Genomic DNA, 12,701 nt, shown 5'->3' on the forward strand with positions numbered 1-12,701 from the left:
AGTATTTTATTCATTTTACTTGAATTCATCAATGAATGAAAAGACCATCCCTTCTGGATCTGCAAAAAGGAGGAACAAGAATGGGTGACTATTTTTCCATGTTTTCATTCCGGGCGCTTTGGACGCCCGAGCTTATAGTAGTATTATTCGGGGTGACACTTCTTTATTATTGGCTGACGGTTAAAGAACGCCATCGCTTTATTAATGCGGAAGCGGTCACTCTTAAGCAGAAATTTTTGTTCGGATGTGCGCTGCTGGCGCTTTACGGAGGCTGGGGAAGCCCGCTTTATATAGCTGGGCATTCCATTATCACACTGCATATGACGCAGATGGTGCTAGCTTACTTTGCTGCGGTGCCGCTCTTTATTTTATCTATTCCCAAATGGGTACTGCAATCATTCGTGCACCGGTGGAGACGGAAATCAGCTTTTACGTATAAAGTGCTGATGCACCCGGTGCTTGGATTAATTATGTTTAATGCGCTGTTCTCTTTTTATCATGTGCCATTTGTTTTTGATACATTGATGCAGTCCCCAGTTCTTCACAGTCTCTATCAGGGAGCGTTATTCGCAGGGGCATGGATGATGTGGTGGCATATGCTGGCACCGCTGCCATCCAACAATCAGCTCTCGGATTTCCGAAGAATTATTTACATTTTCGGAAATGGGATGTTAATTACACCTGCTTGTGCTCTTATTATATTTGCCGGGAGTCCTTTGTATGAAACATACACAAATCCTGCGGTATGGTCGAGCGTTATGGCTTACTGTCTTCCGCCAGGCTCGCAGGTCCCGCCCGGATTGCTTAACGCAGACGGGGGAGGGCCGGGGATTTCTTTTTTAAGCAAGCATGACGACCAGCAGCTTGCCGGGGTGCTTATGAAAATTGCCCAAGAGACAGTATATGTCAGCACCATCGGGTTTGTTTTTAAACAATGGCTGAAAAAAGAAAAACAGCAGGATGGTGAATTATCCATCAGCGATGTATCTTCATACAATCAGCTGAAAAATCAATAAAATCTTGAGGAGAGTTTTATGAATCAGAAGCTTTTTTTATACTGCATGTCTGTATTTGCATTAATGGCATTGAGCGGCTGTGCCTGGCTGTATGAAGCAGGCGGGCAGCCTGAAGCGCAGAATGGCACGGATATGTCAGAAGCAGATTTGCAGATCTCAGATTTTTCTTTTACAAATCAGGATGGGAAGACGGTATCCAATGAAGATCTGGAGGGGGACTACTGGCTCGCGAATATGGTGTTTACGAGTTGTCCGACTGTATGCACGCTGATGACACCCAATATGCTCAATATCCAGGGTAAGCTCGAAAAAGAAAATGCAGTGATTCCTTTCGTGTCATTTACGGTGGACCCAGAATTTGATGATCCTGATCAGCTGAAAAAATATGGGGAGGATTACGGAGCAGACATGGAAAACTGGCATTTTCTCACCGGTTATTCTGATGAAGATATTAAGGAACTGTCGGCAGAATCCTTTAAAAGTGTGGTTGAAAAAGATCCTGAAAACAACGATATTACACATGCCACATCTTTTTTTCTTATTGATGAAGATGGCAGCGTGGTAAGGCGTTATGACGGACTCGATAATGATATTGACCCGGTAGTGGAAGATATTAAAGCATTAAAAGAAGGATGAATCAAGCGTGTGAACATTTCGATGCATTTATAGTCAGCAGAACCGCCGAATGATAAACTTAAGGTTGGATTTTTATTTTACACCTTACTGGAAAAGGAGGGAAAACGAATGGAGGGCATTTCTCGAAAGATATTACTGCTTATCATGACTGTGCTTGGTGCTGTTGCCCTTGCCGCCTGTGGTGGGGAAGAAGAAGCCGGTATGACGGTGCAGGATGAAGAGTGGAAAGAGATAAATCTAGCAGGAAATGATCATCCTACTGTACTTTTCCATTTTACTGGTGTCGACTGAGGACACTGTGTCTCGCAGCTCGTGCAGCTGCAAAATAATCTGGATAATTTTAAAGACCTCGACGCTGATATATATGCGATCAGCAACGATTCCCCGGAGCAGCATAAAGAGTTAAAAGAGGAAGCTGGCATTTCGTATTCTTTCGTATCCGATGCTTCGATGGAAGTGATTGAAGAAGCAGAGATGGCAGGTGATGGTGCCTCTGTCCGCGGCTTTTCCGTATTTGACGAAAACGGGGAGTTACTCATCTCTGAGGAAAATGATTATTGGGGCGAGGAAATCGATCAGACGGAGGAAAAGATAAGAGAAGCAATAGAAGAATAAAGGTTGGACAAGCCTGCTGTGATAAGAAATCGCAGCAGGCTTTTGATATGTTAAGCTCCTCCTTCAACTGGTATGCGGACGTGAGATCTGTTATTGCAGAAACAAAGGATCCGGGCAAAGTGAGAAATCTGCTTGACCAATTTCTCATGGATGATGAATACCTTTTAATTATAGATGATAAGGGCTGGAGCCACATTCATACAAATCGCCTTCGTGAAGGCCAGCCATTTACAGACGAAGTAGGGATGCGGGCGGCGAAGACAAAAGAGCCGCTGGTACAATTTTATCCTCGTAATACTGGGGAGCTGCTGTACGATGCTTCTGTACCCATTGGTCAAAGTCCACAGGGTGTTCAATACCAGTTGAGGGCTGGAAGAATCGTTCAAAAGACATGGCTGGCCCCTGCTGTGTTTGCGGCAGCACTGACTCCTATTTTCGTTGCAGCTCTCGTTTACACTGTTCTTTCCGGTACCGTCAGCTCATCCGGCACAGCCGCTCTTCTTACAGGGATGGCTGCAGCTCTGTTGATCGGAGGCGGAGTGCTGCATACAATGAAAAAAGCAATAAGGGAATGGCATCGGGTTACACGGGCGATTTCCGGAGGTGATTTAATGAAGGAAGTGGAAAATCAGAAACGCAGCGATTTCCACCAGATCGGTTTTGAACTCAACAAGGTTGTAATCGGCATTCGAAGTATAATCGGAAATATCGAAGAGTCCTCCGGGGGTTTAAAACAAATAAGTAATAAACAGGAAGCCTCCACAAGAGAAATGTCAGCAAGCTTTGAACAGGTAGCGGCGTCCATGCAGCAATTTCAGTCTGGAGCCGAACACCAGATGTCTTCGCTTCAAAATGCACAGGCTATGGTTCAGGAAATGCTCCGCAAGATAGAAGAAATGAAGCATGGGGTAACCGATACACTGAATCAATCTGAAAAATCTAGCAGTGAAGCAGAAAAAGGAACGGTGGCAGTGCAGGAATCAGAGCGAAAAATGAAAGAATTAATGGAGACGATCACTATTTCTACCGAAAAAATGAAAACAGTCTCTGCAGACACCGATGAAGTAACAAGAAAAGTAGCATCCATTACAGATATTGCTGAACAGACAAATCTGCTGGCATTAAATGCGTCGATCGAGGCCGCTCGGGCAGGAGAATCAGGAAAAGGCTTCGACGTGGTAGCCTCTGAAGTGAGAAAACTTGCAGAGGATACGAATTCATTTGCCACGGACATCTTAAGGACAATGACTAAAACCAGCAGTGAATTAAAAGCGGCTGCCCTTTATATTAATGACAGCAGGACTTTAATGCAGGAAGGTGCTGAGGTAGTACAAATTGCAGGTGACTCCATCAGGAGCCTCCAGCAGAGCGCAGAAAATACTAGAACTGCAGTAAAAAATAATGTAATTATTTCTGACGAACTGACTGCCAACGGAAGGGAAGTACATACAATCATGGGAAATATCAATCAAATTTCCGAAGAATTCACGGAATCTGTAGTTCAGAATGTATCCGTGCTCGATCAGCAGTCTGCCGGGCTGGAAGAACTGACTGTAGAAGCAGAAGAGCTTGCCGGCGAAGCAAATAATTTAAGCTATATCGTAAAACGCTTTCGTTTTAAGCCATAAAAAAATAAGTCTATATATACAAAAAAATGAATAATCATAAAAGAATCCATAGAGGGATTCTTTTTTTGTATGTTAAAAAAACAGGAAGCGAAGCTTGCAAGCTATAACTTTATACAAAAAAATGATTACTCAGTATAAAAATATAAAAATACAGTTGCATTAATATATATTCACACTTATAATTAGGAACAACGATAAATGTATAAACATAAAAAGAGGTGTAATTTTATGAATGCTGCAATCGTCGGAGCAACTGGCTACGGTGGAATAGAACTTATTAGATTATTACACAATCACCCGGAAGTGGATGAAATAGCTGTATTTTCCTCCTCACAGGAAGGAAAACCAATGGCGGAAAGCTACCCGCACGTCAACGGAATTATACACAAAACATTGGTTGAAATTGATGTATCGGTTTTAAAAACATATGATGTTGTATTTTTATCGACGCCTCCGGGAGTGTCCGCAGACTTAAGCTATCAGCTCATTTCTGATACGAAGGTTATTGATTTATCCGGAGATCTGCGTTTGAAAAGCCCTGAAATTTATAAAGAATGGTACGGCCGCGGAACTGCGGATGCATCGGTGCTGCAGCAGGCAGTTTATGGATTAACGGAGTGGTACGCCAAAGACATTAAAGAAACGAGGCTCCTTTCGAACCCGGGCTGCTACCCGACAGCAGTTCTGCTCGGCCTCGCTCCTCTTGTCCAAAATAACGTCATTGATCCGAGTGAACTTATCATCGATGCGAAGTCCGGAACGACAGGAGCGGGCCGGTCTCCATCTGCTATAACTCATTTTAGTGAAATGAATGATAATTTCAAAATTTATAAGGTGAATGAACATAAGCATACCCCTGAAATTGAACAGGAGCTCAGCCATTTATACGAAGGTGACGCAACGGTAACATTTACCCCTCACCTTGTTCCAATGACAAGGGGTATCATGGCGACGATGTACGCCCCAGTAAAGGATGAATGGACCGCATCCGGAATTCAAAAGCTCTACGACAAAGCGTATAAAGATAAAGCTTTTATAAGAATTAGAGAAGATGGTTCATTTCCATCTACGAAAGAGGTGTATGGCACCAACTATTGTGATATTGGTTATACACTTGATCAACGGACAGGACGAGTGACCGTTGTGGCAGTGATTGACAACTTAGTCAAAGGAGCGTCCGGGCAGGCGGTTCAAAATATGAATTTAATGTTTGGATACCCGGAAGCTTCGGGATTAAATGCGGTACCTATTTATCCGTAATAAATGTAATAACCCGCACCATTATTGAGGAAGAGGGAGAGGTAAGTATGAAGACGATTCAAAAGCTGAACAGCATTGTTGAAGTAACAGGGGGAACGATTATTACACCGCGGGGTTTTAAAGCGGCAGGGATTCATTCGAAAGTAAAAAGAAAACGGAACGATCTTGGAGCAATTCTTTGTGATGTACCAGCTTCCAGTGCTGCTGTCTATACGCTGAATCAAATTCAGGCAGCTCCTCTTCAAGTGACAAAGGAAAGTATTGCAGAAGAAGGCAGGCTTCGTGCCATCGTTGTAAATAGCGGGAATGCCAACTCCTGTACGGGAGAACAGGGACTGCTTGATGCGTATGAGATGCGGAATGCCTCCGCTCATCAATTTGACCTGCCGGAGCATCAAGTTGCTGTAACGTCCACCGGGGTTATCGGAGAACCAATGCCGATGGAGAAAGTTCTCAATGGCATTAAGCAGTTAGAGCCGAAGCCCGCCTACCAGGACGCAGAGGCATTTAATGAAGCAATTATGACCACTGATAAAGCAAAAAAGCATGCCTGCTTTCAAACAAAAATTGATGGAAAGAAAATTACAGTGGCCGGCACCGCCAAGGGGTCCGGAATGATTCATCCGAACATGGCAACAATGCTCAGCTTTATTACGACAGACGCCGCTATTGAACCGAAGCATCTGCAGACCGCGTTATCAGAAATCACAAACAAAACCTTTAATCGGATCACAGTCGATGGGGATACTTCTACAAATGATATGGTTGTCGTGATGGCAAGCGGCCTGGCTGAAAATGAAGCGCTGCAGCCGGAACATCCGGAATGGAAGACATTTGTGGATGCTCTGGAGCAGACTTCTCAGGAACTGGCCAAAAAAATTGCCAGAGACGGAGAAGGCGCCACAAAGCTCGTAGAAGTTAACGTGACCGGAGCAGCTTCAGAAAAAGAAGCAGGTCAGGCTGCCAAGCAGATCGTTGGTTCAGATCTTGTGAAAACTGCGATTTACGGAACGGATGCAAACTGGGGGCGGATCATTGTTGCGCTTGGCTACAGTGAAGTTCAGCTGAATCCGGACACTATTGATATTTGGCTCGGGCCGATCCAGACTCTGAAGCAGAGCAGGCCGGTATCTTTTTCAGAAGAAGAAGCAAAAGCGTATCTTGAGCAGGAGGATATCACGATTACTGTCGACTTAAATATCAGCGGCAGCAGCGGCAAGGCCTGGGGATGCGATCTCACTTACGATTATGTCCGCATCAATGCTGGATACAGAACGTAAAAAAGGATGGAGCTTATGAAGGATATTGTAGTTATTAAATGCGGCGGATCAACGGTGAATGCTCTGACAGAAGCTTTTTTTGATAGTATTGCAGCGATGAAAGCTACTGGAAAACACCCAATTATTGTGCACGGGGGCGGCCCAGCTATTAATGAAATGCTGGAGGCTCAGAATATAAAGTGTGAATTTGTAGACGGGCTTCGAAAGACGACGGCCGAAGTATTAAATACAGCTGAGATGGTTCTGGCCGGCAAAGTGAATAAGCAGATTGTTTCTTCCCTTGAAGCATCAGGCGGAGCAGCGATCGGCTTGTCCGGTGTAGACGCGGGTATCATCCAGGCAGAAGCCATCGATTTTGAGAAGCTTGGATTTGTCGGTGCGGTGGATAGTGTGAATGAAGCTTTTCTTGAGAGTTTGTTATTAGGAGGATTCATACCGGTTATCGCGCCGATCGCCACAGATGGCCGCGGCGGCCGCCTTAATATCAATGCAGACACCGCTGCATCTGCGATAGCCAGGGCACTGCATGCTGACGAATTGTTATTTGTCACAGATGTAGAGGGAGTATTAATCGGAGGAAGCTTACAGGAGCAGGTTTTCGTCTCCGATATCGATTCGTGGATTTCTGAAGGAAGTATATACGGGGGCATGATTCCGAAAGTTAAGGCCGCTGCTGAGTGCCTGGACGGAAATATTGAAAAAATAACGATTGCGAGCGGCTATGCTACATTACGGCATAAAGACGGTACATTAAAGGGCACAACCATTACAAAAGAAAAAACGGTAAAATAATAGCCGAATGGTGAGAGGAGAGGAAAATGAATGGCTCAGCAGCACCAAACCAATACAGCGTCAAGACTTTTCCCCACATATAAAAGATGGGATCTGACGTTTAAAGAAGCTAAAGGCTCTTATATTACAGATAGTAACGGAAAAACTTACATTGATTTAATGGCGGGGATCGGTGTCGTAAATCTTGGCCACTCCCACCCGGCGGTCACTGCAGCTGTAGAAAAACAATTGTATTCAGGGTGGCACGCCTCCAATTTCTTTCAGTATCCGTCGCAGGAAAAAACAGCCGCGCTGTTAACGGAAAACAGCTGCGGAGATTTGGTCTTTTTTGCAAACAGCGGAGCTGAAGCAAATGAAGCGGCTATTAAGCTCGTGAGAAAGCATACAGGAAGGAAAAAAATCATCAGTTTTGTCCAGTCCTTTCACGGTCGTACATTAGGAAGCATGGCAGCAACAGGGCAGGAAAGTATTCAACAGGGGTTCGGCCCGATGCTTGAGGAATTTGTGTACGTTCCATACAACGATGTGAGCGCACTGGAGAAAGCAATCGATGAAGAAACAGCGGCAGTCATCCTTGAGCCTCTTCAAGGAGAAGGCGGCGTCATTCCCGGACATGAGGAATTTTTACAGAAGGCGGAGCAGCTTGCTGAGCAATACGGCGCCCTGCTCGTAGCTGACGAAGTCCAAACCGGACTTGGCAGAACAGGAGCCTTTTTTGCTCATGAGCATGCTGGAATAAAGCCGGATATAATTACCACGGCAAAAGCACTGGGAAATGGCTTTCCAACAGGGGCGATGATTGGCAAAGCCAAGCTTGAAGCTTCCTTCGGTCCGGGCAGCCACGGATCTACATTTGGTGGAAATCCGCTAGCGATGGCTGCTGCAGAAGCTGTGCTCACCGTTCTGCTGGAAGAAAATTTATCGAAAAAAACAGCAGAGACCGGGAAAGCATTCCTCGGAGTTCTGCAAAAGTCCCTCCAGCCGCTTGAGCAAGTGACAGAGGTCCGCGGAAGAGGGTTAATGATCGGCATAGAAACAAAATGTCCTGCGGCAGAAAAGGTGCTGGAGCTCCAGTCCAAAGGTGTGCTGGTTATAGCTGCCGGCCCCAGTGTGATTAGGCTGCTTCCGCCTCTGACAACCGAGTGGGACACCCTAATGGATGGCGCGAAAGCAATTCAGGAGGTTTTGCAGTAGCATATTGATGAGGAGGATTCAGTGATGAAGGGATATATCAAGCTGGAAAGCGGAGAAATATTTGAAGGAAATACAGCAGGGAATCAATTAAACGATACGTATGGAGAAATCGTATTTTTCACAGGCATGACTGGATATCAGGAAGTCATGACCGACCCATCCTTTCATGGTCAGATAGTAGTATTCACCTATCCCCTCATAGGAAATTATGGTGTGAATGACTTTGACAATGAGAGCTTAAAGCCGCAGCCGGCAGGATTGATTATAAGTGAAGTAAATGAAGATGTTTTTCATTATGAGGCTACAAAAACAATTGCTGAAGCAGCAGCAGAGGCAGGAATTCCAGTCCTTTCCGGGGTCGACACAAGAGCGCTTGTAAAGAGCATTAGAGAAAAAGGCGATATGGGCGCTGTGCTGACAAGCAGCCCAGCTGCAACAGATGTTAATTCTTATGAAAAACTCGGTGAAAAGATGCTGATGAATGAGGTTACCGTCTCCTCGCCTCAGTCGTTCGGTGAGGGAGAATTCCACATCGTCCTTTTGGATTTCGGCTACAAGCATTCCATGGTGAAAAGACTGACGGAAAAAAGATGTAAAGTGACCGTTGTTCCGTATGACAGCACCGCTGCCGACATCAGCGCTCTTCAGCCGGATGGTCTGCTTTTTTCCAATGGTCCCGGTAATCCCAAGCAGTTAGAAGCAGAGCTGCCACATTACAGAAAACTTGCAGAAACATACCCTTCAATAGGAATTTGTCTTGGACACCAGCTGCTGGCGCTTGCCTTTGGTGCAGATACAGAAAAACTGCGTTTTGGCCACCGCGGTGCAAATCAGCCGGTGCAGGATAAAGTGACAAAAAAGGTGTTTATGACTTCACAGAACCATAGCTATGTGGTAAAGGAAGATACCATTCCAAGCAGTGAATTCAAAATGAAGTACGTAAATATAAATGACGGTTCTGTAGAAGGACTGGACCATATTAAGCATAAAATTACGACGGTGCAATTTCACCCGGAAGCACACCCTGGTCCTGCAGACAGCGAAGAAATTTTTGATGAATTTATCAGTCACCTGAAGACAAAAGGGAGAGAGAAAACCTATGCCTAAGCAGTCTAATATAAATAAAGTGCTGGTGATCGGGTCCGGGCCAATTATTATCGGGCAGGCAGCAGAATTCGATTACTCCGGAACCCAGGCGTGTCTGGCACTTCGTGAGGAAGGCATGGAAGTTATTTTAATGAACAATAATCCTGCCACTGTGATGACAGATGAAGCATGTGCGGATAAAGTCTATTTCGAGCCGCTCACGCTTGAATCAGTAGAGAATGTACTGAAGAAAGAAAAGCCGGATGGATTGCTGGCAACACTTGGTGGCCAGACCGGCCTTAACCTGGCTTTATCCATGCATGAAGCAGGGTTACTTGATAAATACAATGTCACCTTACTTGGCACCCCGATTGAATCAATCATGAAGGGGGAGGACCGGGAATTGTTCCGTTCCTTGATGCAGGAACTCAATGAACCTGTGCCTGACAGTAAAATAGTAGAAAAGCAGGCAGATGCTCTGGCATTTGCCAAATCAGCAGGTTATCCGATTATTGTGCGTCCAGCCTATACGCTGGGCGGCGGCGGAGGAGGTATTGCCAATGATGAGGATGAGCTGCGCTATATAATTAATGCAGGTCTCGAGGCAAGTCCTATTAATCAATGTCTGGTGGAAAAGAGTATCGCCGGCTTCAAAGAAATTGAATATGAAGTAATGCGTGATGAAAATGATACTTGTATTACTGTCTGCAACATGGAAAATATAGACCCGGTCGGAGTTCATACAGGTGACTCTATTGTGGTAGCCCCGTCCCAGACATTAACAGACATCGAATATCAAATGCTGAGGGCGGCGTCTTTAAAGGTCATCCGCGCTCTCGGGATTGTTGGGGGCTGCAATATTCAATTTGCACTCGACCCTTACAGCAAGCAGTATTACTTGATAGAGGTAAATCCAAGAGTGAGCCGCTCCTCTGCACTGGCATCCAAGGCTACTGGCTATCCCATTGCGAGGATGGCAGCCAAGCTGAGTGTGGGATATCATCTGCATGAACTTCTCAATCCAGTTACAGGGCATACGTACGCGAGCTTTGAACCAGCACTTGATTATGTGGTTGTAAAATTTCCACGCTGGCCTTTCGATAAGTTTTCATATACTGACCGAAAACTCGGCACGCAGATGAAAGCAACCGGAGAAGTAATGGCGATTGAACGGAATCTCCCCGCTGCCATTCAAAAAGCAGTTCGTTCTCTCGAAATTAATACGTTTGGCCTGTCGCTGCCAGAGATTAAAACATTATCTTCAGAAGAATTGAAGCAAAAGACAGCTGCTCAGGACGATGAACGCTTTTTCGCTGTCATGGAGAGTTTACGAAGAGGTATGACCATTGAAAGCATTCACAATGAAACAGGAATTGATTTATTCTTTTTGAAAACATTTATGAGATTGGTCCATCTTGAGCAAAATATTGGAAGCACTGATTGGGTGGAAGTATCCAAAGAAGATCTGCTTGCCTGGAAAAAAGCTGGCTTCACGGATAAGTGGCTTGCTTCTCAATGGAATATCTCCCCGGCCGCTATATATGAAAAGCGAAAAGAATGGGAACTGCTTCCCTCTTATCATATGGTGGATACGTGTGCTGCGGAATTTACTGCGGAAACTCCATATTACTACTCGAGCTGGTATGGAAACAGCGACCGCGAGCCGCAATCAGGCAGACGGAAGATTTTAATCATAGGTTCCGGACCAATCCGGATCGGCCAGGGGATTGAATTTGATTACTGCTCTGTGCATGGAGCGATAGCTGTTAAAAAAGCCGGCTATGAAGCAGTTATTATGAATAATAATCCGGAAACGGTCAGCACTGATTTTGAAATGGCGGATCATTTATATTTTGAACCGATTACGGTGGAGGATGTTCTGCACGTAGCTGCTGAAGAAGCAATCGAAGGAGTCATCGTTCAGCTGGGCGGGCAGACAGGAATTTCGCTTACAAAAGAGCTGGAGGATGCTGGATTAAAAGTACTTGGCACTACCTCCGAGGTAATTGACCAGCTTGAGGACCGCGGACGTTTTTATGATTTTATGCAGGAGGTGAACGTTCCTCATATTCCCGGTGTGACAGGCTTTCATCAAAAGGATGTTGAACAGAAGGCTGCTGAAACCGGATATCCAGTGCTGCTGCGCCCTTCGTATGTAATCGGCGGCCGTGGAATGGTTATTCTTACAGATGACAAAGAGTTGACGAAGTATCTGGAGTCAACAAAGGTAGAATATCCAATTTTGATAGATGCCTTTATGCCGGGAAAGGAGCTGGAGGTGGATGTTTTAACTGATGGAGAGGACATCCTTATTCCCGGCATTTTTGAACACGTCGAGCCGGCAGGCGTTCATTCTGGAGATTCGATGGCTGTTACCCCGCCTTATTCAATCGAAGAGGGTACGAAGAAATTAGTTGTAGAATACGCCCGACGCATAGCAGAAGGCATGGATTTTCAAGGGATATTTAATATTCAATTTGTGCTTGAGCAAAGTGAGCTTTACGTTATTGAAATTAATCCTCGTGCTTCGAGAACGGTGCCAATTTTCTCAAAGGTCACCGGCTTGCCAATGATCGAAGGAGCCGTCCATCTATTACTTGGCGGCAGACTTACGCAATGGAAGGACGGAATGACTGGTCTTGCAGAGGAAACGCCGTATTACACGGTCAAAGCCCCGGTCTTTTCAAATGACAAGCTTGCTGGTATTGATCCAATCCTTGAAGCAGAAATGAAATCAACTGGAGAGCTGATCAGCATTGCCGAACAGAAGGAAGCAGCCTTCAAAAAAGCGTTTGCCTGGTCAGAAAGTCAGATTCCTGCATTATTCAGGAAAAAAGGAACAGTATTTTGTGATATCGATGCTGAGCATGAAGAAGCCTGCAGTGGTGCACTGAAATCGTTAAAAGGGATGGGATACACTCTTGTCACAGAAGCGTCTTCTCACTTCGATGGGGATGAGACGATAAGCTTTGAGGACTGGCTTGAGCAGGAACAGGCAGTCGCCTACTTAAGCATTCCTAAGACCGGGTTCGCTACAGGGAAGCAGCGGCGCCAGGATGCTTTAAAGCAGCGAAAAACCATTGTGACAAACCCCAGCACGTTGAAGATAATGACACAAGCAATGACAGGGGAAAATACAGCCCCTAAAGCAATGGGTGAGTGGCTGAAGAAGCCTGCCCAGGAAGGAGTGTAAA

At 45.3% G+C, this 12,701-nt stretch carries 10 protein-coding genes and 1 pseudogene; all 11 read left to right on the forward strand.

All coding sequences use genetic code 11. The features are described 5' to 3' along the window. The first annotated feature begins 80 nt into the window (after window positions 1-80). The 11 genes and pseudogenes from ctaG (at window position 81) to ACE4RR_RS06030 (ending at window position 12,700) form a co-directional block, all read left to right on the forward strand. Complete coding sequence (ctaG, locus tag ACE4RR_RS05980) at window positions 81-1,016, forward strand: cytochrome c oxidase assembly factor CtaG (RefSeq protein WP_375534495.1); 936 nt, start codon at window positions 81-83, stop codon at window positions 1,014-1,016. Window positions 1,017-1,034: 18 nt separating this feature from the next. Continuing rightward, window positions 1,035-1,652 (forward strand): SCO family protein, encoded by a 618-nt coding sequence (locus ACE4RR_RS05985; protein WP_375534496.1) that lies wholly within the window; start codon window positions 1,035-1,037, stop codon window positions 1,650-1,652. A gap of 108 nt (window positions 1,653-1,760) precedes the next feature. Next, on the forward strand, window positions 1,761-1,943 hold the full coding sequence (locus ACE4RR_RS05990; protein WP_375534497.1) for a hypothetical protein: 183 nt from the start codon (window positions 1,761-1,763) through the stop codon (window positions 1,941-1,943). Between the two features lie 15 nt (window positions 1,944-1,958). Next, window positions 1,959-2,267: pseudogene (locus ACE4RR_RS05995) on the forward strand (peroxiredoxin family protein); the annotation flags it as partial. A 47-nt stretch (window positions 2,268-2,314) separates the two neighbouring features. Then, window positions 2,315-3,895 (forward strand): methyl-accepting chemotaxis protein, encoded by a 1,581-nt coding sequence (locus ACE4RR_RS06000; RefSeq protein WP_375534498.1) that lies wholly within the window; start codon window positions 2,315-2,317, stop codon window positions 3,893-3,895. Between the two features lie 228 nt (window positions 3,896-4,123). Further along, complete coding sequence (gene argC, locus ACE4RR_RS06005; RefSeq protein ID WP_375534499.1) at window positions 4,124-5,155, forward strand: N-acetyl-gamma-glutamyl-phosphate reductase; 1,032 nt, start codon at window positions 4,124-4,126, stop codon at window positions 5,153-5,155. Window positions 5,156-5,202: 47 nt separating this feature from the next. Next, window positions 5,203-6,435 carry a bifunctional glutamate N-acetyltransferase/amino-acid acetyltransferase ArgJ gene (gene argJ, locus ACE4RR_RS06010; protein WP_375534500.1) on the forward strand — a complete coding sequence of 411 codons (1,233 nt, stop codon included), beginning with the start codon at window positions 5,203-5,205 and terminating at the stop codon, window positions 6,433-6,435. Window positions 6,436-6,450: 15 nt separating this feature from the next. Beyond that, window positions 6,451-7,227, forward strand: coding sequence for an acetylglutamate kinase (gene argB, locus ACE4RR_RS06015; RefSeq protein WP_375534501.1), 777 nt, complete (start codon window positions 6,451-6,453; stop codon window positions 7,225-7,227). A gap of 30 nt (window positions 7,228-7,257) precedes the next feature. Next, the gene (locus ACE4RR_RS06020; protein WP_375534502.1) at window positions 7,258-8,421 is read left to right on the forward strand and encodes an acetylornithine transaminase; all 1,164 of its coding nucleotides are present in this window, start codon (window positions 7,258-7,260) and stop codon (window positions 8,419-8,421) included. Window positions 8,422-8,445: 24 nt separating this feature from the next. Then, window positions 8,446-9,528, forward strand: coding sequence for a carbamoyl phosphate synthase small subunit (locus ACE4RR_RS06025; RefSeq protein ID WP_375534503.1), 1,083 nt, complete (start codon window positions 8,446-8,448; stop codon window positions 9,526-9,528). After that, complete coding sequence (locus ACE4RR_RS06030) at window positions 9,521-12,700, forward strand: carbamoyl-phosphate synthase (glutamine-hydrolyzing) large subunit (RefSeq protein WP_375534504.1); 3,180 nt, start codon at window positions 9,521-9,523, stop codon at window positions 12,698-12,700. The genes ACE4RR_RS06025 and ACE4RR_RS06030 overlap by 8 nt, the downstream gene beginning before the upstream one ends. Window position 12,701: the final 1 nt, after the last annotated feature.

The sequence above is a fragment of the Alteribacillus sp. HJP-4 genome, assembly GCF_042139015.1.
In the GTDB taxonomy this organism is placed as follows: domain Bacteria; phylum Bacillota; class Bacilli; order Bacillales; family Marinococcaceae; genus JBHIKY01.

What these genes read in the sequence shown, in the direction of transcription:
- ctaG (WP_375534495.1), top strand. Translation starts at nt 81, where the DNA reads ATGGGTGACTATTTTTCCATGTTTTCATTCCGGGCGCTTTGGACGCCC.
- ACE4RR_RS05985 (WP_375534496.1), top strand. Translation starts at nt 1,035, where the DNA reads ATGAATCAGAAGCTTTTTTTATACTGCATGTCTGTATTTGCATTAATG.
- ACE4RR_RS05990 (WP_375534497.1), top strand. Translation starts at nt 1,761, where the DNA reads ATGGAGGGCATTTCTCGAAAGATATTACTGCTTATCATGACTGTGCTT.
- ACE4RR_RS06000 (WP_375534498.1), top strand. Translation starts at nt 2,315, where the DNA reads ATGTTAAGCTCCTCCTTCAACTGGTATGCGGACGTGAGATCTGTTATT.
- argC (WP_375534499.1), top strand. Translation starts at nt 4,124, where the DNA reads ATGAATGCTGCAATCGTCGGAGCAACTGGCTACGGTGGAATAGAACTT.
- argJ (WP_375534500.1), top strand. Translation starts at nt 5,203, where the DNA reads ATGAAGACGATTCAAAAGCTGAACAGCATTGTTGAAGTAACAGGGGGA.
- argB (WP_375534501.1), top strand. Translation starts at nt 6,451, where the DNA reads ATGAAGGATATTGTAGTTATTAAATGCGGCGGATCAACGGTGAATGCT.
- ACE4RR_RS06020 (WP_375534502.1), top strand. Translation starts at nt 7,258, where the DNA reads ATGGCTCAGCAGCACCAAACCAATACAGCGTCAAGACTTTTCCCCACA.
- ACE4RR_RS06025 (WP_375534503.1), top strand. Translation starts at nt 8,446, where the DNA reads ATGAAGGGATATATCAAGCTGGAAAGCGGAGAAATATTTGAAGGAAAT.
- ACE4RR_RS06030 (WP_375534504.1), top strand. Translation starts at nt 9,521, where the DNA reads ATGCCTAAGCAGTCTAATATAAATAAAGTGCTGGTGATCGGGTCCGGG.